General features: G+C 70.8%; 22 protein-coding genes and 1 tRNA gene. 6 read left to right on the top strand and 17 right to left on the bottom strand.

Annotated features, from left to right (window positions below; translation table 11 throughout):
- The first annotated feature begins 39 nt into the window (after nt 1–39).
- On the top strand, nt 40–732 hold the full coding sequence (gene trhA, locus QRO03_RS07660; RefSeq protein ID WP_285136935.1) for a PAQR family membrane homeostasis protein TrhA: 693 nt from the start codon (nt 40–42) through the stop codon (nt 730–732).
- Between the two features lie 194 nt (nt 733–926).
- Here the strand turns inward: trhA and QRO03_RS07655 are convergent, their stop codons facing one another.
- On the bottom strand, nt 927–1202 hold the full coding sequence (locus tag QRO03_RS07655; protein WP_285136934.1) for a hypothetical protein: 276 nt from the start codon (nt 1200–1202) through the stop codon (nt 927–929).
- Between the two features lie 59 nt (nt 1203–1261).
- On the opposite strand from QRO03_RS07655, the gene QRO03_RS07650 reads away from it, so the two are divergent.
- Together QRO03_RS07650 and greA are read left to right on the top strand one after the other, a co-directional pair.
- Nucleotides 1262–1657, top strand: coding sequence for a DUF4307 domain-containing protein (locus QRO03_RS07650; protein WP_285136933.1), 396 nt, complete (start codon nt 1262–1264; stop codon nt 1655–1657).
- 101 nt (nt 1658–1758) lie between these two features.
- Complete coding sequence (gene greA / locus QRO03_RS07645; protein ID WP_243223212.1) at nt 1759–2250, top strand: transcription elongation factor GreA; 492 nt, start codon at nt 1759–1761, stop codon at nt 2248–2250.
- Nucleotides 2251–2511: 261 nt separating this feature from the next.
- Here greA and ilvA read toward each other — a convergent pair whose 3' ends face one another.
- Both ilvA and QRO03_RS07635 read right to left on the bottom strand, forming a co-directional pair.
- Nucleotides 2512–3741: a threonine ammonia-lyase gene (gene ilvA / locus QRO03_RS07640; protein ID WP_183420125.1), complete on the bottom strand. Its 1230-nt coding sequence runs from the start codon at nt 3739–3741 to the stop codon at nt 2512–2514.
- Nucleotides 3738–4928: an AI-2E family transporter gene (locus tag QRO03_RS07635; protein ID WP_285136932.1), complete on the bottom strand. Its 1191-nt coding sequence runs from the start codon at nt 4926–4928 to the stop codon at nt 3738–3740. The genes ilvA and QRO03_RS07635 overlap by 4 nt, the downstream gene beginning before the upstream one ends.
- 74 nt (nt 4929–5002) lie before the next feature.
- Here QRO03_RS07635 and QRO03_RS07630 point away from each other — a divergent pair, with 74 nt between their 5' ends.
- A complete protein-coding gene (locus QRO03_RS07630) occupies nt 5003–6244 on the top strand; it encodes a winged helix-turn-helix domain-containing protein (protein WP_285136931.1) in 1242 nt (413 codons plus the stop codon).
- Nucleotides 6245–6281: 37 nt separating this feature from the next.
- On the opposite strand, the gene QRO03_RS07625 is transcribed toward QRO03_RS07630, so the two are convergent.
- The 11 genes from QRO03_RS07625 to QRO03_RS07575 form a co-directional block, all read right to left on the bottom strand.
- Nucleotides 6282–6851: a LemA family protein gene (locus QRO03_RS07625; RefSeq protein ID WP_094734002.1), complete on the bottom strand. Its 570-nt coding sequence runs from the start codon at nt 6849–6851 to the stop codon at nt 6282–6284.
- 133 nt (nt 6852–6984) lie between these two features.
- Nucleotides 6985–7057: transfer RNA gene (locus QRO03_RS07620), tRNA-Leu, on the bottom strand.
- 207 nt (nt 7058–7264) lie between these two features.
- Nucleotides 7265–8653, bottom strand: a complete 1389-nt coding sequence (locus QRO03_RS07615; RefSeq protein WP_285136930.1) for an NAD(P)/FAD-dependent oxidoreductase — start codon at nt 8651–8653, stop codon at nt 7265–7267.
- A gap of 8 nt (nt 8654–8661) precedes the next feature.
- Nucleotides 8662–10011, bottom strand: a complete 1350-nt coding sequence (locus tag QRO03_RS07610) for a S8 family peptidase (RefSeq protein WP_285136929.1) — start codon at nt 10009–10011, stop codon at nt 8662–8664.
- A complete protein-coding gene (locus QRO03_RS07605; protein ID WP_285136928.1) occupies nt 10008–10526 on the bottom strand; it encodes a DUF501 domain-containing protein in 519 nt (172 codons plus the stop codon). The genes QRO03_RS07610 and QRO03_RS07605 overlap by 4 nt, the downstream gene beginning before the upstream one ends.
- 55 nt (nt 10527–10581) lie before the next feature.
- Nucleotides 10582–11181: an FtsB family cell division protein gene (locus QRO03_RS07600; RefSeq protein ID WP_285136927.1), complete on the bottom strand. Its 600-nt coding sequence runs from the start codon at nt 11179–11181 to the stop codon at nt 10582–10584.
- Between the two features lie 228 nt (nt 11182–11409).
- Nucleotides 11410–12690, bottom strand: coding sequence for a phosphopyruvate hydratase (gene eno, locus QRO03_RS07595; protein WP_285136926.1), 1281 nt, complete (start codon nt 12688–12690; stop codon nt 11410–11412).
- A 278-nt stretch (nt 12691–12968) separates the two neighbouring features.
- Entirely contained in the window at nt 12969–13646 is a 678-nt protein-coding gene (locus QRO03_RS07590; RefSeq protein WP_285136925.1) for an O-methyltransferase, read from the bottom strand.
- Between the two features lie 31 nt (nt 13647–13677).
- Nucleotides 13678–14469 (bottom strand): cytochrome c oxidase assembly protein, encoded by a 792-nt coding sequence (locus QRO03_RS07585; protein WP_285136924.1) that lies wholly within the window; start codon nt 14467–14469, stop codon nt 13678–13680.
- Nucleotides 14470–14664: 195 nt separating this feature from the next.
- Nucleotides 14665–15507: an SGNH/GDSL hydrolase family protein gene (locus QRO03_RS07580; protein ID WP_285136923.1), complete on the bottom strand. Its 843-nt coding sequence runs from the start codon at nt 15505–15507 to the stop codon at nt 14665–14667.
- Nucleotides 15508–15636: 129 nt separating this feature from the next.
- Nucleotides 15637–17076: an MFS transporter gene (locus tag QRO03_RS07575; RefSeq protein ID WP_285136922.1), complete on the bottom strand. Its 1440-nt coding sequence runs from the start codon at nt 17074–17076 to the stop codon at nt 15637–15639.
- A 126-nt stretch (nt 17077–17202) separates the two neighbouring features.
- On the opposite strand from QRO03_RS07575, the gene QRO03_RS07570 reads away from it, so the two are divergent.
- Nucleotides 17203–18060 carry a helix-turn-helix transcriptional regulator gene (locus QRO03_RS07570; RefSeq protein WP_285136921.1) on the top strand — a complete coding sequence of 286 codons (858 nt, stop codon included), beginning with the start codon at nt 17203–17205 and terminating at the stop codon, nt 18058–18060.
- A 186-nt stretch (nt 18061–18246) separates the two neighbouring features.
- Here QRO03_RS07570 and hisS read toward each other — a convergent pair whose 3' ends face one another.
- Both hisS and QRO03_RS07560 read right to left on the bottom strand, forming a co-directional pair.
- Nucleotides 18247–19494 carry a histidine--tRNA ligase gene (gene hisS, locus QRO03_RS07565; protein ID WP_285137316.1) on the bottom strand — a complete coding sequence of 416 codons (1248 nt, stop codon included), beginning with the start codon at nt 19492–19494 and terminating at the stop codon, nt 18247–18249.
- A 153-nt stretch (nt 19495–19647) separates the two neighbouring features.
- A complete protein-coding gene (locus QRO03_RS07560) occupies nt 19648–20253 on the bottom strand; it encodes a nucleoside triphosphate pyrophosphohydrolase (RefSeq protein ID WP_285137315.1) in 606 nt (201 codons plus the stop codon).
- A 273-nt stretch (nt 20254–20526) separates the two neighbouring features.
- Between QRO03_RS07560 and QRO03_RS07555 the strand changes: the two genes are divergently transcribed.
- Nucleotides 20527–23199, top strand: coding sequence for a phosphoenolpyruvate carboxylase (locus tag QRO03_RS07555; protein WP_285136920.1), 2673 nt, complete (start codon nt 20527–20529; stop codon nt 23197–23199).
- 56 nt (nt 23200–23255) lie between these two features.
- Here the strand turns inward: QRO03_RS07555 and QRO03_RS07550 are convergent, their stop codons facing one another.
- Complete coding sequence (locus tag QRO03_RS07550; protein WP_285136919.1) at nt 23256–23858, bottom strand: gamma carbonic anhydrase family protein; 603 nt, start codon at nt 23856–23858, stop codon at nt 23256–23258.
- Nucleotides 23859–24073 lie beyond the last annotated feature (215 nt).

Below are 24073 nucleotides of genomic sequence, written 5' to 3'. Positions count from 1 at the left end.
CGAGATGTGACACGTCCGACGCCCGCAGACGGCCCTGAGATGCCCCAGCTCCCCCTCATCGACGCGGGCGCGGTGGGTGCCGCGGTCGAGCTCAAGCCGACGTGGCGCGGATGGATCCATGCGGGCACCTTCCCCGTCGCCATCGCCGCGGGCATCGTCCTGATCGCGGTCGCGCAGGGCGGACCCGCCAAGTGGGCCTCCGCCGTGTTCATGGCGACCTCCATGCTGCTGTTCGGCAACTCCGCGCTCTACCACCGCTTCCGGTGGAAGCCGACGACGCTGGCAGTGCTCAAACGCATCGACCACGCCAACATCCTGCTGCTCATCGCGGGGACCTACACGCCGATCGCCGTGCTGGCGCTGCCGACACCGAAGACCGTCCTGCTGCTGTCGATCGTCTGGGGCGGGGCCGTGCTCGGCATCCTGTTCCGCGTGTTCTGGATCAACGCGCCGCGCTGGCTGTACGTCGCGCTGTACCTCGCGCTCGGGTGGGCGGCGGTGATGTACCTCGGCGACCTGCTCGCCGCGAACGTCGCGATGATGGTCCTGGTCGTCGTCGGCGGCTTGCTGTACACCGCGGGCGCCATCATCTACGCGCTGAAGAAGCCCAACCCGTGGCCCGGGCACTTCGGGTTCCACGAGATCTTCCACGTGTGCACCGTGCTGGCGTTCCTCTGCCACTGGACGGCGTGCCTGCTCATCGCGCTGCAGCCCGCCTACCACGGCGGCTGAGTGCGGCATCTCCCGCGACGACCGGCCGCCGTGCCGCTCGGCCCCGGGCCGGCGGAGGCGACGTCATCGTCGGTGCGAGGAGGATCCGGATGCCGACGGCCTCCGGATCCGCGGTCGTCGTGGCCCGAGTGCGGCGTGTGCCGCGCTCGCGCCTCCACCTGGACGATGCTCCCCGGGGACCGTGCCCGGCGGGATCAGCGGCGCGGCGAGGTGGGGTCGATGTCCTCGTCGTCGGTCTCGCTGGCCGCGGCGGCCGCGCGCGCCTGCTCTTCGGCATCCAGCTCGGCGTTCACCTCTTCGCGGTAGCGACCGCGACGGATGCGACGCAGCATGTCGAACACGAGGAGGAACACCGCGATCGCGATGAAGGCGATCGCGGCGAAGCCGAGCGGGCCGGGGGTGACGATCGACTCATCGGGGGTCACCACCGGTGAGGGCGTGGTCGCGAGGGCGACGATCACGGAGAGCATGGAGTCCTTCGGTGCGGGAGCGCGTAGCCTGGAACTCCAGCCTAAAGCCCGGGGAGACCATGACGACGCAAGAGCTGCTCGACGACCGCTACGGGCGCACGCGCTCCCCGCGCCGACGCCTTCTCGGCTGGTCGATCGTCGCGGTGCTGGCCCTCGGTGCGATCGGCTACCTCGGCTGGACCACCGTCGCCAGCAGCGCCGGGTCGGTCACCGCGACCGACACCGGGTTCTCGGTCATCGACGACCGGTCCGTCTCGGCGACCTTCCAGATCACGGCGCCCGTCGGCGAACCCGTCGCGTGCGCCCTCGAGGCCCGCGACGAGGAGCACGGCACCGTCGGGTGGCGGGTCGTGGAGTACCCGGCATCCGAAGAGCATTCGCGCGCTTTCACGGAGACGATTCCGACGCTCTCGCTGGCCACGACGGGTTTTGTCAACGCCTGCTGGGTGCCGTAAACTCGCGGGATCACGACGCGCCCCGGCTCGATGCCGGGGCGTTCGACATATGCCCGGCGGTTGTGCGCGACCGCCGCTCGCCCCTCGAAGAAGGAGTACCCGTGTCCAACGACGCTCAGGTGACGTTCCTCACGCAAGACGCCTACGACCGGCTCCACAATGAGCTGGAGCACCTCTCGACCACGGGTCGCGAAGAGATCGCGAAGCGCATCGAGTCCGCGCGCGAAGAGGGCGACCTGAAGGAGAACGGCGGCTACCACGCCGCCAAGGACGAGCAGGGCAAGCAGGAGGCGCGTATCCGCACCCTCCAGCAGCTGTTGAAGGATGCCAAGGTCGGCGAGGCCCCCGAGAGCCACGGAGTCGTGGAGTCGGGCACCGTCGTGACGGCCGTGATCGCCGGCGGCGAAGAGAAGTTCCTGCTCGGCAACCGCGAGATCGCCGCGGACTCCGAGCTCGACGTGTACAGCGAGGCATCGCCGTTGGGCGCCGCCATCCTCGGTCTCAAGGAAGGCGACAAGGGCTCCTACACCGCGCCCAACGGCAAGGAGATCGCGGTCGAGATCGTCAAGGTCGAGACCTACTCGGGCCAGTAGGCCTCCGTCGCCCACGAGCCGCTTCCCCGGGTGGGAGGCGGCTCGCGGCGTATGCGGGCACGGCGCAGGGCGGCTCGCGGCGTGAACGGGTACGGGGAGCGCGCCGACGCCCGCCGACTCCGCCGCGCCGGCGTAGCCGTCGCCGAGCACCGGTCTGCCGCACCGGGGCACGAGATGTGCACCGGGGCGTGCGCCGACCGCCCCGCTGCACATCGTGCGCCCCTGTGTGACGGAGTCCGCAGGGGCGACGACTTCGGAGTGTCAGTCGGGAACGACGGTCGCCACGAACCCGGCGTCTTCCAGCGTCGAGATCACGAGCGCGCGATGCTCGGCCCCCCGCGTCTCGACGCTCAGCTGCAGGATGACCTCGCTGATCTGCAGCCCCTGCCCGTGACGGGTGTGGAGCACCTCGATCACGTTCGCGCCGACACCGGCCAGCAGCTCCGACACGCGGGCGAGCTGCCCGGGGCGGTCGGGCAGGGGGATGCGCAGCGACATGTAGCGACCGGATGCCGACAGGCCGTGCGCCACGACCCGCTGCAGCAGGAGCGGGTCGATGTTGCCGCCCGACAGGATCGTGACGGTGGGGCCGCTGGCCGTGACCTTGCCGGCGAGGATCGCGGCCACGCCGACGGCGCCCGCGGGCTCGACGACCTGTTTCGCGCGCTCCAGCAGCACCAGGAGCGCCCGCGCGATGTCGTCCTCGGTGACGGTGACGACCTCGTCGACGTACTGCCGGATGAGCTCGAACGGCAGGTCGCCGGGACGCGCCACGGCGATGCCGTCGGCGATGGTCGGCGTGGTCGGAACCTGCATCGGGTAGCCGGCGGCCAGCGACGACGGGTAGGCGGCGGAGTTGTGCGCCTGGACGCCGATGATGCGTACCTGCCGCCCCTCGGCCGCGGCGCGGGCCTTCACGGCGGCCGCGACACCGGCGGCCAGCCCTCCCCCGCCGATGCCGACGATCACCGTCTCGAGGTCGGGCATGTCCTCGACCAGCTCGAGGCCGAGCGTTCCCTGGCCCACGATGATGTCGCGGTGGTCGAACGGGTGGATCAGCACGGCGCCCGTGCGCTCGGCGAACTCCGCAGCGAGGCGCAGCGGGGTCTCGACGGTCGCCCCCTCGAGGATGACCTCGGCGCCGTAGCCGCGCGTGGCGAGGAGCTTGGGGACCGGCACCCCCAGCGGCATGAAGATGGTCGCGGCGATGCCGAGCTGCTGCGCCGCCAGTGCCACACCCTGGGCGTGGTTTCCGGCCGACGCGGCGACGACGCCCCGGGCGCGCTCTTCAGCGGTCAGGCGCGACAGGCGGTAGGTCGCCCCGCGGATCTTGAACGAACCGGTGCGCTGCAGGTTCTCGAGCTTGAGGTTGACGGGCACACCGAGCAGTTCGCTGAGGTGCAGCGATTCGTCGAGCGGGGTGCGCGTGATGATGCCGCGCAGAGCCTGCGCGGCATCCTCGAACTCGGCAAGGGTGGGAGTGTCGTTCATGATCTCCTTGCGCGTTCGCGCGGGACGGTCTGCCAGATGAGATCCGGGGATGCCAGGGCTTCACCCTCGTGCCGCCACGCCTTCGAGGCGAGGTACACGGCGACGACGTTGACGAACGCCGCCAGCGGGACGGCGAACAGGGCACCGGCGATGCCGCCGATCATCGCACCACCGGCGACGACCAGCACGACGGCCAGCGGGTGCACCTTCACGGCGGAGCCCATGAGGATCGGCTGGAGGATGTGACTCTCGACCTGCTGCACGCCCAAGACGACGATCAACATGAACAGGGCGATGAGCGGACCGTTGTAGACCAGCGCGATGAACACCGCGAGGGCGCCCGTCGCCACCGCCCCGACGAACGGGATGAACGCGCCGAGGAAGACGAGCACCCCGATCGGGATGGAGAGCGGGACGCCGAGCAGGAAAGCGCCGAGACCGATGCCGACGGCGTCGATGGTGGCCACGAGCAGCTGCGTGCGGGCGTAGCTCTTGACGGTCCGCCACCCGGCGCGCCCGGCGCCGTCGACGGCGGAACGGGCGGCACGGGGGAAGAGCTTGGTCGTCCAGCGCCAGATGCCGCCGCCGTCGGCGAGGAGGCAGAGCAGGATGAAGAGCGTCAGCAGCACCCCCGTCGCCACGTGGCCGAGGGTCGTGCCGATGGCGAGGGCGCCGGTCCACAGCACCTCCGCCTGCTGCTGCAGGAAAGAGCCGGCCTGGCGCAGACCACCGTCGATCTGTTGGGCGCTGAGGTGGAGGGGTCCGTCGATGAGGTACTGGCGGAATTGCTCGACCGCCAGCGTGGTGCGTTCCCGCACCGACCCGAACTGGCGGGTGATCTGCCAGACCGCGAGCCAGACGAGTCCCGAGATGATGGCGATCGTGCCGAGCACCGTCACGACGATCGCGAGCCACTTCGGCCAGCGATGGCGCAAGAGGAACGAGAAGCCCGGCCACACCAGCGCCGTCACGAGGATGGCCACGAGCAGCGGGATGACGAGGAGCTTCAGCTGGATGACGAGGAAGACGACGACGGCGAGGGCCGCCGCGATGACGAGCAGGCGCCACGCGTAAGCGGTGGCCTGTCGTAGGCCCGGCGGGACCGGAGGCTGGAGGTCGCTCGAGACGGTGCGCCGTTTGAGGGCGTCGAGGAACGATCCACGCGGTTCGGGATCGGTGCCACTCATCCCGTCAGCCTACCGCCGCCCTCCCGCATCGTCGGCGGAAGGGGATGTCGGTGGTCGAGGCTACCGTGGGGAGCATGACGACGACGCTCCGTCGCGCCGACGCGCGCCGCATCGCCCTGGCCGCTCAGGGCTTCGCCCGCCCGCGTCCCGCCACCGTCGGCACGCGCCAGATCACCGCCGCCCTGCACCGCCTGCGGATCCTGCAGATCGACTCCGTCAACGTCTTCTCCCGCTCGCACTACATGCCGCTGTTCGCCCGTCTCGGCTCGTACGACACCGCTCTGCTCGACCGGCTGGCGTTCTCGCGCCGTCCGAGCTGGGTCGAATCCTGGGCGCACGTGGCATCCCTGGTCTCGGTCGACGACTGGCCCCTGTTGCAGTTCCGACGAGACGACATGCGCCGCAAGTACGGTCACGACGCCTGGGCCGCGGCGAATCAGCCCCTCCTGCAGTGGCTGCGCGACGAGTTGGCCGAGCGCGGGCCCTTGCGTCCGGCAGAGATCGACCACGACGCGCGCAGCGGCTCCCGTGGCGCCTGGTGGGGCTGGGACGACGTCAAGAACGGTCTCGAGCGGTTGTGGTTGTTCGGCGACGTGGCGATCGCCGGACGCCGCGGCTTCGAACGGCGTTACGCCCTGGCCACCGACGTGCTGCCCGCGTCCGCGCTCGAGACCGCGGTCCCCCGCGCCGAGGCGATCACCGAGCTCGTCCGCCGCGCCGCCGTCGCGTACGGCGTCGCCACGGCGTCCGACCTGGCCGATTACTGGCGTATCCGCGATCGGCCCGCCGTGCTCGCCGGCATCCGCGATCTCGTCGACGCCGGCGAACTGCTTCCGGTCGAGGTCGAGGGTTGGAGCACCGCGGGTCGTCCCGCCAAGGCGTGGCTGCACCGAGACGCCGCCCGCCCACGGAAGATCGACGCCGCGGCGATCCTGACGCCCTTCGACCCGGTGGTGTGGTTCCGCGACCGCGCGGAGCGACTGTTCGACTTCGACTATCGCATCGAGATCTACACCCCGGCGCCGCAGCGCCGGTTCGGCTACTACTCGCTCCCGATCCTCGTCGGTGACGACATCGTGGGTCGACTCGATCTCAAGGCCGACCGCGCCGCGAGCGCCCTCCGCGTGCAGTCGGCGTGGTGGGAGGCCGCCTCACCCCCGGATGCCGCGGAGCGCATCGCCGCCGAACTCCTCGCGGCCGCGCGCTGGCAGGGTCTCGAGAGGGTGACCGTGTCGCGGTGGGGCGACGCGGCGGACGCCGTCGCGGGAGCGCTGGCGGCGGAGCGGCACGAGCACCCCGACGGCCGGTTGAACTGAAACGCCCCCTCCGCCGGAGCGGAGGGGGCGCGTTCGGTCAGAACTGCACGCGGGGTGGTTCCGCGATCGCGGCGCCGTCGATGACCTCGAAGAACTCGCGTTCGTGGAAACCGAGCTGGCGGGCGAACAGGTTGTTGGGGAACACCTTGATCTTGGTGTTCAGCTCGCGGACACCGCCGTTGTAGAACCGGCGCGAAGCCTGGATCTTGTCTTCGGTGTCGACGATCGAGTGCTGCAGCTGGAGGAAGTTCTGGCTCGCCTGCAGCTGCGGGTAGGCCTCGGCGACGGCGAACAGCGACTTCAACGCCTGCTGCATGTGTCCCTCTGCGACGCCGGCCTCAGCGGGGCTCTGCGCCGACAGCGTCTCGGCGCGGGCGCGCGTGACGTTCTCGAACACCGCCTTCTCGTGCGCGGCATACCCCTTCACCGTCTCGATGAGGTTCGGCAGCAGGTCGGCACGCCGCTTGAGCTGCACCGTGATGTCGCTCCATGCCTCGTCGACCCGCACGTTCAGCGCGACGAGCGCGTTGTAGGTGGCCCAGAGGTAGATGCCCGCGATCACCAGGATGCCGACGATCACAATGACCGGTACGAGCCACTCCCACATAAGTCCCCACACTTCCGTTCGAGAGATTGCTCTTCAGTGTAACTACGGGGTGGGGCGGGGACCGGGCGGTGCTCAGGACTCCCAGGGGATCTGGATCGAGTCCACGTCGATCCAGGCGGCCCGGACCGTCTCGTACCCCCGGTGGGACTCGAACCCACACTGAAGCGATTTTAAGTCGCCTGCCTCTGCCATTGGGCTACGGGGGCCCTCTTCCACCGTATCGTGGGGCGGCTGCGGCACGCCGCGGTCCATCCCGCGGACCCCGGGGGGCCACCGAGCCCGGATAACGCGTCCCGGCATGTCGGCCATGGACTCCGCCGGACGACGCCACGCCCGCAGAGCCCTTGCAATCGGCATCCGAAGAACGACGAGACCCCCGCACCCGACGGGCACGGGGGTCTGTCGTTCACGTGTTACTTCGCGGCGACCGGCTCGGCCTTCTTCTCGGCCGGGGCCGGAGCGTCGGCCGCGGGAGCGGCGGGACGCGGACGGGCGGCGAACTCCTCGAAGGCTGCGCGAGGCTGCTGCACGGCCTCGAGCGACACGACCTCACGGCCGTGGACGAAGTTCTGCATCCAGTCGCCGATCACGCGGAACTTGCGCTCCCACGTGGGCATGGCCAGACCGTGGTAGCCGCGGTGGGCGAACCAGGCGATCAGGCCGGTCAGGGCGATGTTGCCCGACTGGAATGCGCCGTTGTACAGGCCGAGACCCGCGACGGCACCGAGGTTCTTGTGGAAGTACTGCTTGGGCTCCTCGCCACGCAGGACCGCCACGATGTTCTTCGCCATGAGCTTGCCCTGGCGCACCGCGTGCTGCGCGTTGGGGACGCAGAAGCCACCGACGCCGCCACCCGAGAGGTCGGGAACGGCAGAGACGTCACCGGCGGCCCAGGCACCCTCGACGATGTCCTCGTCGGTGCCGACCCGCAGGTCGGGGCGCGTGCGGATGCGACCGCGCTCCTCGACGGGCAGGTCGCCGCCGCGGACGACGGTGGGGTTGGCCATGACGCCGGCGGTCCAGATGATGAGGTCGGTCGGCAGGTTCTCGCCGGTCGACAGCTCGACGACGCCGTCGACGGCGCCCTTCACCTGGGTGTCGAGGTGCACGAAGGCACCCTTCTTCGCCAGGTCGGCGAGCACCCACTCGCTGGTCTTCTGCGACACCTCGGGCATGATGCGGCCCATCGCCTCGATGAGGTGGAAGTGCGTGTCGTCGAACGTCAGCGTGGGGTACTGCTTGAGCAGCGACGACGCGTAGGCGCGGAGCTCGGCGAAGACCTCGATGCCGGCGAACCCGCCGCCGACGACGACGACGGTCAGCAGACGGTCGCGCTCGGGACCCGCGGGAAGCACCGAAGCCTTGTCGAAGTTCGAGGTGAGGCGGTCGCGGATGGCGACGGCCTCTTCGATGGTCTTCAGGCCGATGGCGTTGTCTGCGATGCCGGGGATCGGGAACGTGCGCGAGACGGCGCCGGCGGTCACGACGATCTGGTCGTAGGACTGCTCGTAGCTCTCATCGCCCGCGATCGGGGTGATCGTCGCCGTCTTGGTCGCGTGCGAGATGCCCGTGACCTTGCCCGCGATGACCGTGGTGCGCTTGAGGTGGCGACGAAGGCCGACCACGACGTGGCGCGGCTCGATCTCGCCCGCAGCGACCTCGGGGAGGAACGGCTGGTACGTCATGTACGGCAGCGGGTCGACGAGCGTGACGTCGGCTTCGCCTCGACCGAGGAGCTTCTCGAGCTTCCACGCGGTGTAGAAACCTGCATAGCCCCCACCGACGATGAGGATTCTGGGCACGGTAGTGGTCACGATGGGAGGGACTCCTCGTTAGTGATGCGGCTCGGCTCGCGGGAGGTGCGTGCCTGTCGGGATCGCCGGGCAGCAGCACTGACGCCGAGCGCAATCATTATAGCGGCCAGCGTGGCAGCACCGAGCGGCAACGACCCGTACAGCACGCTATCGCGCGACGGCAGCAGAGGCGAACTCGCCTGCGGTGCCGACTCGACGGGTGGCAGCGGCGGGATCGTGACCGGGCTCTCGCTGGGCTCGGGAGCGGGCTCGGCGTCTGCTCGGCGGTAGAGCCGGATCCATTCCTTGAGACTACCCAGCGGGTTCTCGCTCACGCTCGCCACCGGGCTCGACGACACGGCTCCCGCGGCATCCACCAGTCCGTACCCGTACAGCTTGTCGGGCTTGGCCGAGGCGCCCGCCGCCGGCTTCGCCGTCTGGATCAGGCGGTTGAGGACGTTGTCGGCGTCGAGTTCGGGGTGCGCGGCACGCACCAGCGCGGCGATGCCCGCGACGATGGGGGCCGCGCCGCTCGTGCCGTTCCACTGCACCAGACTGCCGTCGGCGGAGACGCCGATCAGCCGCTCGCTCGGGGCGGAGAGGCCGATCGTGATGCCCTGCGTCGACGCACTGTTGCTCGCGGCGCCGCCCGGGTCGACACCGCCCACGGCCAGCACGCCCGGGATCGTGGCGGGTGCGCCGACCCGGTCGGTGCCACTCCCCCGGTTGCCGGCCGCCACCACGACGACGACGTTGTTGTCGAAGGCGTACTCGAACGCCTCATCCCAGCTGCGGTCCCAGTCCAGGGTGTTGGTCGTCAGCGAGAGGTTGATGACGGTCGCGCCGTTGTCGACGGCCCACTTCATGGCCTCGGCGATCTGCTCGGTGAACGGTTTCGAGGTCGTCGCGCCGAATCCGACCGAGATCGACAGCAGCTCGGCCTCGGGCGCGACGCCGATCATGCCGCGACCGTTCCCGGTGCCGCGGGCGGCGGCGAGCGAGGCGACCCAGCTGCCGTGGTTGGCATCCACCGCACCGACCGGCGTGCGCCCGTCGGACGACCCCACGCCCGAGACGTCGATGCCGCCCACGACGGCACCGCTGAACTCCGCCGGCCCGCGGCCGATACCGGTGTCGATGACGGCGATCTTCTGTCCGGCTCCGCGCGTGGTCTTCCACGCCTCGCGGACGCCGTACTGGTCGAGCCAGTACTCCGCCGCGCGCACCGAGTCCGTCGGGTCTTCCGCCACGGGGCCGGCCGGAGCCTGCGGAGCCGTCGTCGACGGGGGCGGGACGGGCGTCGCCGTCGCGCCCGTCAGCACCGTCACCAGGATGACGGATGCCACAGCGACGGCGATGCGCTTCATCCGCCGGTTCCGGGGCTCTCGCACTGGCAGCGTTCGGGCGACCACGTACCGCGCGCCAGAGCTCGGTCGCCGATCGGGTTCACGCCCGGACCGGCCGCGAGCGCGTGCCCCGCGAGCGCGTGCAGGCACTTCACGCGCGTGGGCATGCCGCCGGCCGAGATCCCCGCGATCTCATCGGGCTCCCCGTAGGCGGCCCGGTCGCGGAGATACGCCTGGTGCGCCGCGTCGTACTGCAGCTGCAGTTCATCGCTCTCGGCGAGCTCGTCCGAGAACTCCTTCATGACGTGCCCGGCCTCGAGCACCGACATCGCGGCGGTCGCGGCGGGGTGGGTGAGGTAATAGAACGTGGGGAACGGGCTGCCGTCGTCGAGACGGGGCGAGGTCGCCACCACAGTCGGATTACCGCACGCGCATCGGGCGGCGATGCCGATGACTCCGCGGGGAACGCGTCCGAGCTGCGCCTTCAGCACGGCCAGATCGGCGTCGGATGCGGGGGGAAGAGGTGCGGTAGTCATCGCTTCCAGGGTACCCGGCCCCTCCGCCGCGCGTCGGAAGGCGGAACGGATGCCGTCAGGGTGCGGGAGCGTCGGGCGCGGGCGTCGGGTCGGGCACGCCGATCGTCGGCACGGCGACCTGGGCCGCACCGGACGCGGTGACCGAGCGCACCAGCTGCGCCATCCAATCGGTCCGCGTCTGGCCCACGTCTTCGCTGACATCGTCCTGCTCCTGAGGCGTCGCCGACGCGGGCAGATCGTTGTCGATGAGGTAGACCACCTCGCCCGGGAAGGTGTAGCCCAGCCGCTCGCGGGCCTGCGTGCGGATGTACGCGGGGTCCGACCACCGGTCGCGCTGCATCTGCAGATCCTCGACCTCGGACTGGCTGATGGTCACCGCGCTCTCGAGCGCCTGGATCTGCTGACGCTGGTCCATGTACGTCCCCACCGTGGGTACGAGCACGAAGGTGCCCAGCACGACGAGCCCGAGCATGATGACGACGAACCCCGAGACCCGCACGCGGCCGAGCCAGTCGCGCACGTCGACGCGGCGTTCGGGCGCCGACGGCCGCGGCGTACGGTCGGGCCGGGCTCGGGCCGCACGCTTCGGCGTCTTCTTCGCCGTGGGAGCCTCGGATGCCACGGGACGGCGGGGAGGCAGAGTCGGTCGTTCCACGCCTGCTCCCTTCTTTCCTCCGTGCCGTGTCGATCAGGCCGCTGGCGAGTCTACGTCGCGACTCGGGGGCGCTCCGGGGACGCGCCGGGGGCTCGGCATCCCCTCAGACGGGGTGGGGGTGGTCGGCCGGAACAGCGGGATCGGGACCGCCGGGTACGGCGCCTCGTTCGCGTCGGGAACGAGAAGGGAGGGGGAGCCTCACGGCTCCCCCTCCCTCGGATCGAACGATCAGCCCTTGAAGCGGGGGAACGCCGAGCGGCCCGCGAAGACCGCGGCGTCGCCGAGGTCTTCCTCGATGCGGAGCAGCTGGTTGTACTTCGCGACGCGCTCGCTGCGCGCGGGGGCGCCGGTCTTGATCTGTCCGGCGTTGACGGCGACGGCGAGGTCGGCGATCGTGGTGTCCTCGGTCTCGCCCGAACGGTGCGAGAGCATCGAGGTGTAGCCCGAGCGGGTGGCCAGGTTGATGGCGTCCAGCGTCTCGGACAACGTGCCGATCTGGTTCACCTTCACCAGCAGCGAGTTGGCGATGCCGAGGTCGATGCCCTTCTGCAGACGCTGGGGGTTGGTGACGAACAGGTCGTCGCCGACGAGCTGCACCTTGGAGCCGATGGCATCCGTCAGCTTCTTCCAGCCGTCCCAGTCGTCCTCGGCGAGCGCATCTTCGATCGTGACGATCGGGAAGTTGGCGACGAGATCGGCGAAGTAGTCGACGAGGGTGTCGACGCTCCACTCCTTGCCCTCGACGGTGTAGACGCCGTCCTTGAAGAACTCGGTGGCGGCGACGTCGAGGCCGACGGCGATGTCCTGACCGGGAGTGAAGCCGGCCTTCTCGATCGCGCGGATGAGGAAGTCGAGGCCCTCGCGGTTGCTGGGCAGGTCGGGGGCGAAGCCGCCCTCGTCGCCGAGGCCGGTGTTGTACCCGGCGGACTTCAGCTCGCCCTTGAGGACGTGGTAGACCTCGGTGCCCCAACGGAGGGACTCGCTGTAGGTGTCGGCACCGATGGGGGCGAGGAAGAACTCCTGGAAGTCGATGCCGTTGTCGGCGTGCTCGCCACCGTTGATGACGTTGAACAGCGGAACGGGCAGCAGGTGCGCGTTCGGGCCGCCGAGGTAGCGGAACAGGGGCAGGTCGGCGCTGTCGGCGGCGGCCTTGGCGACGGCGAGCGACACGCCGAGGATGGCGTTGGCGCCGGTGCGCGACTTGTTCTCGGTGCCGTCGGTCTCGATGAGGATCTCATCGATGATGCGCTGTTCGCTGGCTTCGACGCCCTCGATGGCGGGGCCGAGCTCGTCGACGACGGCGGCGACGGCCTTGAGCACACCCTTGCCGCTGTAGCGGCTCTTGTCGCCGTCGCGCAGCTCGTAGGCCTCGAACGCGCCGGTGGACGCGCCCGAGGGGACGGCCGCCCGCTGGACGATTCCGTCGTCGAGGAGCACCTCCACCTCGACGGTCGGGTTACCGCGCGAATCCAGGATCTCGCGCGCGTTGACAGCCTCGATAAGTGCCACGAAGGACTCCTCGTTGGTTCTGGGGAAAGAGGGCGGAGCGTCGTCGGTCCGTCGTCGAGTCTAGTGATCTCGCTCGGCGGGCGTGGGGCCGGTTCGGACATGAGGCGGTGGCGAGGTGGCTGAGCCCGTCGAAGCCACCGGTCCTCACCCGCCGGGCACGAGGTGGCCGAGCCTGTCGAAGCCACCGGTCTTCACGGGCCGGCCACGAGGTGGCTGAGCGTGTCGAAGCCACCGATGGGCGCCGCGGTCCGGTTCCTTCGACGGGCTCAGGGGCCTCCTCAGGCTCCGGGGCCCGCCATGGGATCCACCACGATCGCCACGGCCACCCCGTCCCAGCCCTTGCGGTCGAGGGTCTGCAGCGCGGTGGCGTCGAAGCGGGGGTCGGCGCCGAGCATCTCGACGCCCCGGCGCGCCCCCCGGACCTTCGTGTCGGAGGTGTCGGCGTCGGCGACCTCTCCCCCGCGCACGACGTTGTCGAGCACCACGACGGTGCCGGGTCGACCGAGGCGCGCCGCCCAGTCGAGATAGGTCTCGTTGGATTCCTTGTCGGCGTCGATGAAGACGAGGTCGAACGGCTCCTCGTCGGCGAGCGTCGGCAGCACGTCCGCTCCGCGACCGACGCGCACCTCGACCCGGTCCGAGACTCCGGCGCGCGCGAGGTTGGCGCGGGCGATCTCGGCGTTGGCCGACTCGGCCTCGATGGTCACGACCCGGCCTGAGGGTCCGACGGCGCGGGCGAACCAGATCGTCGAGTATCCGCCGAGCGTTCCGACCTCGAGCACGCGGCGCGCCCCGGCGATGCGCGTGAGCAGGTGCAGGAACTTCGCGTTGACGGGGGCCACCTCGATCGCGGGGAGCCCGGCGTCGTGCTGCGCGGCGAGCGCGGCCTCGCCTGCGGGGTCGGCCCCGACGAGGGTCTCGGTCAGGAACGCGTCGACGTCTTCGTGGGTCCGCACTCCCCCAGCCTGTCGGCGTGCGGGCGGCGGGTCAACGCTCTCCGCGCAGGTGGGCGCGGGTCATCTCGTCGTACTCCTCGTCGGACAGGTCGTCGAAGCCCCTCGCCTCGACCCGGTCCGAGCGCATCCAGCGGATCATGAAGATGACGAGGATCGGCACGTCGGCGAACTCGGCGATGAACCAGATCATGTCGCCCGCGAGGTGCTGGTCGTGCAGCAGCGACGGCCACCATGGCGCCGTCTGCCCGGCATCCGGGATCAGATCCAGCACACCGTCGTTGAGGCGCAGCAGCAGCCCGGGCACGGAGTCGATCAGCAATTCGACGAACGCGAGCAGGAACTCGATCGCGATGAACGTGCCGGTGTGCACCGCACCCAACGCCATCATCGGCAGCACCATCGCGAGTCCGACGAGCGGCACGACCACGCCCAGCGAGGCCTCGATCGCGGGATGCACGCGCAGGAAGCCAGCGATCGGGGTGAGGAAGAGGCAGAACACCGCCGCGATCACGATCGTCGCGACCATCGCGTTGCCGAAGATGCGCGTGAGGCGCGCGGCGAGGATGCGCTCGCGCAGCGCCCCCGGAACGAGATCGAAGGGTCGCCCCGCCGCGATGCCCGCCGGCACGGCGAAGATCAGCAGAGCGATGCGCGTCGAGAACGCCCACCGCAGCTCCGCCGAGTACACCCCGAGGAAGCCGAGCTCGATCACCGCGTACGGCAGCAGTCCGAGTGCGAAGAACCCGATCGTGCGGAGCACCGGCCACGGTTCGCCACGACGGCGCACCCGCCGGACGCCGAACAGATACACGGCGGATGCCACGACGAGCACGCCGAGCGTGAGCGGATCGGCGCGCCAGGTGCTGAGGAAGACATCGACGGGAGGCGTGGGGGCACGGTAGATCCGTGAGCTATGCGTCCGCCGGGGATCGGGGCGTGCCGAACTCCGGAGAATTCGAAGCGTCCCGCACCTCGAGCGCGCGAATCCGCGGCGACGCGCGCCCGCCCCACCCGGAACTCAGGAGTTCGGCACGTCCGCGGGGTCGGGCACATGGCCAGTGCGCGCTCCGGATGCCGGCTCGAGCGCCGCGAGCACGGCGGGCAGCAGCGCCTCGGCGGTGCGGCGATAGCCGAGCGCGCTCGGGTGGAACCGGTCCACACTGAACATCTCGTCGGGCCGCTCGGCGAACACCGGCCCCACGGCACGGGAGAGCGCCACCACACGGCCCCCGGCCCGGTGGACCGCGGCGGCCTGGGCGGCCGCGAGCTGACGCGACGAACGGGCCGCGAGGGCGCGCAGCGGCTGCGGAATCGCGCGGAGGGTCCCGAGGTCGGGGCACGTGCCGACGACGACCGGCACCCCGAGGCCGCGCAGTTCGCGCACGATCCGCTCCAACTGCTCCGCCGAGCGCGACGCCGGGATGCGGTGCGTCACGTCGTTCCCGCCCACGATGATCACCGCGACATCCGGCTCGTATCCGTCGGGGAGCGAGCCGACCTGCGCGGCGAGCGCCGACGTCTCCGACCCGACCACGGCGGCGGTCCGCAACCGCACCGGGCGACCGGCCGATCGTGCGACCCCCTTCGCCAGGCGCGCGCCGAGCGTGTCGCGCCGGTGGGTGGCACCCAGCCCCGCCGCGATCGAATCGCCGAGAAGCAGCAGCTCGACCGGGCTGCCGGGATGCTTCTTGCGGCGCCATACGCGATCGGCGTCGATCGCCTGCTCTCCGAGCGGCTTGCCGATGCGCCGCCGGGCGATCGCCGCTTGGCGCGCGATCAGGGTGCGGGCCCCGACCGCCCCCGCCCCGAGGATCGCGACCGCGGACGCGGCCGTCACGGCGAAGGGCCGACGAGGGGACATGCGTCGATGACACCCCTCGCCGGTGAACGCGGGGTGGACGTGGCGTGACGGTCGGCGGACGCCCGGCTCCCGACATCCGGTGAATCGCCTCCACGACGCGGACGCCGGTCGCATCCCGCCCTCGCGCGGTCAGACCCCGCGCCGCCCCCGCGCCCGGAGCACCATCGCCAGCACGAGCACCGCGATGGCGAGCCCGATGTCGAGCACGAGGCCGGCGACCAGCTCGTCGCGCCCGGTCACCCCGGTCACGGTCACGATGCTGCCGATGACGATCACCCCGAACGACAGCGCGAGCTGCTGGGCGGTGCTGAACATGCCGCCCGACAGGCCCGCCGCCTCGACCGGAACCTCCCGCACGACCAACTGCGTCAGCGGCGAGAAGATGAGCGCCTGTCCGGCCCCGAGCAGCACGAGGGCCGGCTGCAGCCACAGTCCGATGTCGCTCCCCCAGGCGAACGCGAGGGTCGCCGTCATCGCCACGAGCGCGACGATCTGCAATGCAACCCCGAGCACGAGCGTCGCGTCGCCGAGCCGGCTCTGGATGCGGGCGACCGCCAGCGACATCCCGGCGAAGACCACGGCGAACGGCAGCAGCGCCATTCCGGCCTGCAGTGAGGTCAATCCCCCGCCCTCGACGGCACGGGGGAAGACGTAGAGCAGCGCCGAATACCCCGCGAAGAACAGCGCAGCGGCAACGAGACCGAGCTGCAGGGGGCGCAGGCGCAGCACGCTCGGGGGCAGGAGCGGAACGCGGCCCGACCGCTCGATCGCGTTCTGGTGACGCCACATCGCCACCAGTGCCACAGCCGCGAGCGCCAGCACCGCCCACACCGGCCAGGACCAGCCCCACGCGGGGCCGAAGGTGAGGGCGACGGATGCCGCGAGGATGCCGACCGCGAGCACCGCCGACCCCACGAGGTCGATCGCGACCACCTCGTGCGCGCGGGAGCGCGGTGCCAGCGGTGCGCAGGCGATCGCCGCGACAGCGATCAGCGCGACCACGACGAACACCGCGCGCCAGCCCTCGACCGGGCCGAACGAGGTCGCGGCGAGAGCGCCGCCGGCGACCTGACCGACCGCCGCGCCGATGCCGCCGCTGGCACCGAAGGCGGCGATGGCCCGGGTGCGCGCCGGACCCTGCGAGGTCGCCTGGATCGTCGCGAGCACCTGTGGCGTGCACAGCGCCGCCCCGAGTCCCTGCGCGACGCGGGCCGCGATGAGCGTCTCGATCGAGGGAGCGAGGGCGCACGCGACGGCCGAGGCGAGGAAGAGCCCCATGCCGACGACGAACAGGCGGTGACGACCGAAGCGGTCGCCGAGCCGTCCGCCCAGGATCAAGAACACCGCGAACGGGATGCCGTATCCCGCCACGACCAGTTCGAGCGCCACGTCGCCCGCGCCGAAGCGGTCGCGCAGCGCCGGCAGGGTCACGGTGACGGCGTTGAACGCGAACGTGCCCGCGAAGGGTCCGAGCAGGAAGCCCACATAACGCCACGTCGGGACGTCGTACGCGCCGGGGCGGAGGGGCGTCGGAGCCGACCCGGTTTCGGGGTGCGCAGTGCTGGTCATGGTGCCAGGATGAACCGGATGCCATCCTGGTACCAGGAGTCTGCTCATCCTGGTACTGAGAGCACTCCCCATCGCGAGGATGGGGGCAGCGCGCGGCTCTAGGCTTGCCGGAGAACAGGAGACCGCATGCCCCGCTCGGACGAGACCCGCGCCGCCTTCGCGGCGTTCCTGCGCAGCCGCCGCGCCCGCCTGAGCCCCTCCGACGTCGGGCTCCCCGAGGGTGCGCGCCGTCGTGTCGCCGGGCTCCGCCGCGAAGAGGTCGCCCAGCTCGCCGGTGTCGGACTCACCTGGTACACCTGGCTCGAGCAGGGCCGGCCCATCGCGGCATCCGCCCAGGTCGTCTCCGCGATCGCCCGCGCCCTGCGCCTCAGCGATGACGAGCGCGACCACCTGTTCGCTCTGGCCGACCTCCCCGTGCCCGATCGCGACAGTCGGCCCTGCGTCGGGGCCGCCCACCTCGACCTGCTCGAGAAGCTGCTGCCCTACCCCGCCGCGGTGCAGACCGCGCGGTTCGACATCCGCGCCTACAACCGGGCCTACCGCCACCTCTTCGACGACCTCGACCAACTGCCCGCCGACCGTCGCAACTGCGCCGTGCTGCTGTTCACCGATATCGCGTGGCAGCGGGCGCACGTCGACCTCGACCACGCCCAGCGCCGCATCGCCGCCCGGCTGCGCGCCGCCTTCGGCCGCCACCACGACGAGCCCGCGTGGCAACGGTTCATCGCCGAGCTCGAAGAGCAGTCGCCACGATTCGCCGATCTCTGGCGCCTGGGCGACGTCGGGAGCGAGCGCACCGCGACGAAGCACCTGGTGCACGCGCGGGTCGGGGAGCTCCACCTCGAGATGTCGAGTCTGTGGCTCGACGATGCGCTGGGCTCGCGCGTCGTGTGGTTCTCACCGCGCGATGCCGCCACCGCTTCGCGTCTCGAACGCCTCGCGGCCGAACACCCCGACGAGGCATTGATCAGCGCCGTCGCCTGAGGCGCTTTCCTCCACCTCGGTCAGGAGGTCCTTGAGTTTGTCGAAGGGAGGCCCCTGAGCCTGTCGGAGGGAGGCCCCTCAGCCTGTCGAAGGGTCCGGGGCCCACGCGCGGCCCGGTGGCTTCGACAAGCTCAGCCACCTCGCTATCCGAGGTCCCTGAGCCCGTCGAAGGGTCCGGGGCCGGCCTCAGCCGAGGGGTTTGAGCTCCAGGTCGTCCGCGGTGGTGCCGGTGCTCACCGTCGCGAACGAGGTGTACCCGTCGGCCGCCGAGCGCTCGAGCAGCGCCTTCATGTTCTTCGCGCGATGCTCGACGCGCACGCGCGCGCCTCGGGCGATCAGCGCCGACTTGAGCGCGAGCAGCTGTGCGAACGGCACGTCGCGGTCGTGCACGAGGACGATCGCCTGCTCCCCGCCGGCGTCGGTGGCGGGCAGCAGGTCGACGATGCGTTCGAAGCCGATCGAGAAGCCCACCGCCGGGACCTGCTGGCCGAGGAAGCGGCCGATCATGCCGTCGTAGCGTCCGCCCCCGCCGAGCGAGTAGTCGACGCTCGGGTGCGCGAGCTCGAAGATCGTGCCCGTGTAGTACCCCATGCCCCGCACGAGGAAGGGGTCGAACACGAGCGGCGCATCGGCGCCGCGGGCGGCGGCGACGGTCTCGCCGAGCGCGACGAGGTGGCCGATGACCTCGTCGGGGATGCCGTCGGGGAGGGCGGCGCGGATGCCGACCTCGTCGAACGAGGGCGACGACGCGGGCCGGTTTAGGTACGCAGCGAGCGCATCGACGGCGTCCGCGCCGGCTCCCCGCTCGCGCAACTCGGCGACCACACCCGAGGGTCCGACCTTGTCGAGCTTGTCGATCGTGATCAGCACGCCGGGACGCTCATCGGGGGTGAAGCCGAACACGTCGAGCATCGCGTCGAGCACGCGGCGGTCGTTCACGCGGATCGAGCCGCCCGTGAGCCCCAGAGCATCGAGCACGTCGAGGCTCGCGATCATGAGTTCGGCCTCGGCGCGGGCGGTGCCATCGCCGATGATGTCGATGTCGCACTGCAGGAACTGCCGGTAGCGCCCCTTCTGCGGACGCTCCGCGCGCCACACCGGCGCCATCTGGATCGCGCGGAACACCGTCGGCAGCTGCGCGCGGTTCGTGGCATAGAAACGGGCGAGCGGAACGGTGAGGTCGTACCGCAATCCCAGGTCGGCGAGGGCGGCCGGGTCGTCGGCCGCGGCGCGGATGCCCTCGGCATCCATCCCCCGTTTCAGGATGCTGAACGACAGCTTCTCGTTGTCGCCGCCGATCCCGGCGTGGAGGCGGTCGTAGTCCTCCATGACCGGGGTTTCGATCTCGTCGAAGCCGTGCGCGCGGTAACGCTCACGGATGACGGCGAGCACGCGCTCGCGACGAGCCTTGTCAGCGGGGAGGAAGTCGCGCATGCCGCGCGGCGGGTTCACGGATGCCACGGTCCCATTCTTCCAGAGCGGCTCCGACGCTCCGTCGCCTCGACGCGTCGCGGTCCGGTCGGGCGCCCGATGCGCATGATCCCGTCGAGATCGTCCACTCGGACGGGGCCGGTTCGAGCGGAGCGGTCAGCTCGCGTCGGCCTCCGCGGCCCGCACCTCGGAGCGCAGGGTGCGCACGCGCTCGCGCAGGGCGCGCTCCGCGTCCCACCCGCGTGTGCGGGCGAGGTGCACGAGCGCGAGCAGCGCGTCGCCGAGCTCCGCCTCGGTCTCGGGATCGGCCAGGTGATGCGTCGGCGCGCAGACTCCGACCTGCATGGCCTTGCCCATCACCTTCTGCGCCAGAGCGAGCGAGGGCATGTGGTCGCTGACGCCGTCGAGGACGCTCGTGCGCTCGCGCTTCTCGGCCGCCTTCGCCGCGTTCCAGTGAACGAGCACCTCTTCGGGGGTGGTCGCCACGGCATCCGCGAACACGTGGGGATGACGCCGCACCATCTTCTCGGTCAGGCCGCGCGCCACATCGTCGATGTCGAAAGGGTCGTCGGGGTCGCCTGCGGCGATCTCCGCGTGGAACAGCACCTGCCACAGCAGGTCGCCGAGCTCCTCGCGCAGGTCGGCCCGGGTTCCCGCCTCGACCGCGTCGATCACTTCGGCGCTCTCTTCCACGAGGTACGGCACGAGGTCGCGATGGTCGATCTCCTGCGTCCATACGCACCGCTCCCGCACGGCGTGCATCGTCTCGGCGGCCTCGCGCAGGGCGTCGTCGCTCACGGTCTCTCCCTCCGCGGACCCGGCGGCTCCGCTGACTGCGAGTATCCCCCGGCTCACCGGTCGGCGGTGGCGGCGCGTGCCGAACTCCGGATATTTCCGGATGCCGAGACCCCGACGCCGCGAAACACTGCGGGCTCCGCCCCTCACCCCGGAGAAAATCCGGAGTTCGGCCCCCGCAGCCGTCGCTCGACGTCATGTGTGATCTGTCGGCAACAGGACGCCGATAATCTGGGGCGTGTGCGTGATCTGACCCCGACCGAGGCCATCGACCTCGTGGGCCGCTTCGAAGCCGGCCAAGAGCTCCCCGAACAGATGCGTGCCGACGTGCGCCTGCTCGGATCACTGCTGGGCCGTGTCCTCCGGGAGAGCGGCTCCCCCGGCCTGTACGACGACGTCGAACGACTGCGGACGGCGACGATCCAGGCCTACACCGACGAGACACCGGCCGCGTTCGAGCGGGCCGCGGCCATCGCCGACGACTTCTCGATCGAGCGCGCCGACGAAGTCGCCCGCGCCTTCACGGCGTACTTCCACCTCGTCAACCTGGTCGAAGAACACCAGCGCGTCCGCGTCCTTCGCGAGCGCGGTGACCAGCCCTCGCGCAGCGGCATCCCCGACACGATCGCCAGCGCCTTCGAGAGACTGTCGAGCGAGGTCGGGGAAGAGACCGCCCTCGCGCGCCTCCAGGCCCTGCGCTTCCACCCGGTCTTCACCGCGCACCCCACCGAAGCCCGTCGCCGCGCGATCTCGACGAGTATCCGTCGCCTCTCGGAACTCCTCGGCGAACGTGACGCGGCGGGCGAGAACGCCGCCGAGACGCGCCGCACCGAGCGCCGCATGCTCGAGGAGATCGACACGCTGTGGCGCACCGCTCCCCTTCGCCGCGAGAAGCCGTCACCGGTCGACGAGGTGCGCTCGGTCATGGCCGTCTTCGACGAGACGCTGTACACCGCCGTGCCGCACGTGTATCGCCGCATCGACGACATCCTCCAGGGTGAGAACGCGGGATCCCGCGCGCCCATCGTGAAGCCGTTCGTCCGGGTCGGTTCCTGGGTCGGCGGAGACCGTGACGGCAACCCGTTCGTCACCGCTTCCGTCACCCGCAAGGCCGCCTCGATCGCGAGCGAGCACGTGCTCCTGGGCCTGGAGCGCACGGCGCTGCGCGTAGGGCGAGGACTGACCCTGGATGCCGGCACCACCCCGCCGAGCGACACCCTCGTCGCCCTGTGGCACCGTCTCCGCGCCGCCGACGAGGACGCCGCGACCGAGATCGCCGAGCGCTCCCCCGAGGAGCCGCACCGCCGCATCCTGCTGCTGCTGGCCCGCAAGATCGCCGCGACGCGCACCCGCAACGCCGACCTGGCGTACCGCGACCCCGAGCACCTGCTCGCCGATCTGCGAACGGTGCAGGAGTCCCTCGTCGCTGCCGGCGCCGCGCGCCAGGCGTACGGTGCGCTTCAGCGACTCGTCTGGCAGGTCGAGACGTACGGTTTCCATCTCACCGAACTCGAGGTCCGCCAGCACTCCGCCGTGCATCGCAAGGTGCTCGACGAGCTCCGCGCCGGCGGTCAGCGCAGCGAGCAGGCCGACGAGGTGCTCGAGGTCTTCCGCTCCATCGCATACGTGCAGGAGCGCTTCGGACCCCGCGCCGCCGGTCGCTACATCGTCTCGTTCACGCAGTCGGCCGAAGACCTCGCGAACGTGCACGAGCTCGCCTCGCACGCGATGGGCCCGGGCGAGGCGCTCCCGGTCCTCGACGTCATCCCGTTGTTCGAGACGTTCGCCGATCTGCAGGCGGCCCCCGGCATCCTCGCCGAGATCGTCACGCACCCCTCGTTCGTGAGCCGACTGGATGCCACCGGTCGCCGTCTCGAGGTCATGCTCGGTTACTCCGACTCCTCCAAGGACGTCGGCCCCGTCGCCGCGAACCTCGCGCTCTACGAGGCGCAGGCGCAGATCTCTACCTGGGCTGCCGCCGAGGGCATCGAGCTGACGCTCTTCCATGGCCGCGGTGGCGCGCTCGGTCGAGGTGGCGGACCCGCCAACTCGGCCATCCTCGCCCAGCCACCCCACTCGGTGGACGGTCGGTTCAAGCTCACCGAGCAGGGCGAGGTCATCTTCGCCCGCTACGGCGACCCCGATATCGCGATGCGCCACATCGACCAGGTCGCGGCTGCCGTGCTGACGGCATCCTCCCCCTCCATCGAGCGGCGCAACCGCGGCGCCGCCGACGCGTTCGCCGACGTCGCGCGCACGATGGATGTCGCCTCGCGAGAGCGCTTCTTCGCTCTGGTGAAGGCCCCTGGCTTCGCGCCGTGGTTCGCCACGGTCACGCCGATGGAAGAGCTCGGTCACCTCGCGCTCGGCTCGCGCCCCGCCCGCCGAGGACTGTCGGTCGAATCGCTCGAAGACCTCCGCGCGATCCCGTGGGTGTTCTCGTGGACGCAGGCGCGCATCAACCTCGCGGGATGGTTCGGACTCGGCACGGCACTCGACGCCGTCGACGACGAGCAGCGTCTTCGCGAGGCATACGAGCAGTGGCCGCTCTTCCGCACGATGATCGACAACGTCGCGATGAGCCTCGCGAAGGCTGACGAGCGCATCGCCCGCCGCTACCTCGCGCTCGGCGACCGCGACGACCTCGCCCAGCTCGTGATGGACGAGATGCTGCTCACCCGCTCGTGGGTCGAGCGCATCACCGGCGGCGATCTGCTCGGCAACAAGCCCGTTCTGCAGCGCGCCGTGAAGATGCGCAGCCCCTACGTCGACGCCCTGTCGCTGCTGCAACTGCGGGCGCTCCGCGCCCTGCGCGATGCCTCGCCCGAGTCGGAGATCCCGGATGCCGAGCAGCAGCGCCTCCTGCTCCTGTCGGTGAGCGGAGTGGCGGCGGGCCTGCAGAACACCGGCTGAGAACCGTCCACGATGCGCCGGGCCCGCACGGGTGCCGGCGCACGTTTTCTGTGCCGTCAGTCCTGGAGTCGACGGTCCGCGGAGTGCCGGGCGAGACTGCGGCCGTACCTCTCCGTCAGCTGCACCATCAGATCCGGCGTTTCGCGGTCGAGTCCGAAGACGTAGCCGGGGAAGTCGAGCTCCCTCTGTGCGGCCCAGATCTCCTCGTGGCGATCGGGCGGGAGGATGAGCAGCGGATCGCCGACCGCGACCCAGGAGATGGGGACGACGGTCCCCACCGGTAGAACAGTGCGCACGTGGACAACGGCGTTGATGCGCACCTCGCTGCGGTCACCGATCTCGGCTCCGTTGAACACCCGTGTGCCGGTGGCGAGGAACACCTCGTCTCCGATGTCGGCGCCGGCGACGCTCGCCATCGGTCCGATCAGCGTGTGAGCCCCGACATGCACCGCGTGCGTGGAACTGGCGCGCACGAGCGCGTTCTCCATGACGATCGTGTTCTCACCCAAGACGACGCGACTGCCCTCTGACGTGATCACCGCCCCGTGCAGCACTTGGCACCCGGCGCCGACCGTCACGTCGCCGCTGATCACCGCCGTCGGGGCGATGACGGCATCGGGATGGATGCGGGGTTCGACCCCCAGGTGTGTGTAGCGCATGACGACGTCCCTTCTCCGGTGCCGTCAGCGTAGACCCCGGCGCCGGGCGACTCGAAGTTCCCGGAAACGACGAAGCGCCGGTGCGCACTCCCCGGAGGGAGTGAGCACCGGCGCTGAGGCCGTACAGTAACGCGGGCCCTCGCTCTCAAGAGGGGCCCGTAAATGCGAAATGGCCACCCGGCGTTGGGTGGCCATTTCGTCTAAAGGAAGTCCGG

The sequence above is a fragment of the Microbacterium sp. lyk4-40-TSB-66 genome, from assembly GCF_030209475.1.
In the GTDB taxonomy this organism is placed as follows: Bacteria; Actinomycetota; Actinomycetes; order Actinomycetales; family Microbacteriaceae; genus Microbacterium.
Note: the sequence above shows the minus strand (reverse complement) of the source record. Positions and strands in the feature narration are given on the sequence as shown.

Excerpts from the sequence above, each read along its gene's own strand:
- trhA (WP_285136935.1), top strand. The coding sequence starts at position 40 with ATGCCCCAGCTCCCCCTCATCGACGCGGGCGCGGTGGGTGCCGCGGTC.
- QRO03_RS07655 (WP_285136934.1), bottom strand. The coding sequence starts at position 1,202 with ATGCTCTCCGTGATCGTCGCCCTCGCGACCACGCCCTCACCGGTGGTG.
- QRO03_RS07650 (WP_285136933.1), top strand. The coding sequence starts at position 1,262 with ATGACGACGCAAGAGCTGCTCGACGACCGCTACGGGCGCACGCGCTCC.
- ilvA (WP_183420125.1), bottom strand. The coding sequence starts at position 3,741 with ATGAACGACACTCCCACCCTTGCCGAGTTCGAGGATGCCGCGCAGGCT.
- QRO03_RS07635 (WP_285136932.1), bottom strand. The coding sequence starts at position 4,928 with ATGAGTGGCACCGATCCCGAACCGCGTGGATCGTTCCTCGACGCCCTC.
- QRO03_RS07630 (WP_285136931.1), top strand. The coding sequence starts at position 5,003 with ATGACGACGACGCTCCGTCGCGCCGACGCGCGCCGCATCGCCCTGGCC.
- QRO03_RS07625 (WP_094734002.1), bottom strand. The coding sequence starts at position 6,851 with ATGTGGGAGTGGCTCGTACCGGTCATTGTGATCGTCGGCATCCTGGTG.
- QRO03_RS07610 (WP_285136929.1), bottom strand. The coding sequence starts at position 10,011 with ATGAAGCGCATCGCCGTCGCTGTGGCATCCGTCATCCTGGTGACGGTG.
- QRO03_RS07605 (WP_285136928.1), bottom strand. The coding sequence starts at position 10,526 with ATGACTACCGCACCTCTTCCCCCCGCATCCGACGCCGATCTGGCCGTG.
- QRO03_RS07580 (WP_285136923.1), bottom strand. The coding sequence starts at position 15,507 with ATGTCCCCTCGTCGGCCCTTCGCCGTGACGGCCGCGTCCGCGGTCGCG.
- QRO03_RS07575 (WP_285136922.1), bottom strand. The coding sequence starts at position 17,076 with ATGACCAGCACTGCGCACCCCGAAACCGGGTCGGCTCCGACGCCCCTC.
- QRO03_RS07570 (WP_285136921.1), top strand. The coding sequence starts at position 17,203 with ATGCCCCGCTCGGACGAGACCCGCGCCGCCTTCGCGGCGTTCCTGCGC.
- hisS (WP_285137316.1), bottom strand. The coding sequence starts at position 19,494 with ATGCGCGACTTCCTCCCCGCTGACAAGGCTCGTCGCGAGCGCGTGCTC.
- QRO03_RS07560 (WP_285137315.1), bottom strand. The coding sequence starts at position 20,253 with ATGCACGCCGTGCGGGAGCGGTGCGTATGGACGCAGGAGATCGACCAT.
- QRO03_RS07550 (WP_285136919.1), bottom strand. The coding sequence starts at position 23,858 with ATGCGCTACACACACCTGGGGGTCGAACCCCGCATCCATCCCGATGCC.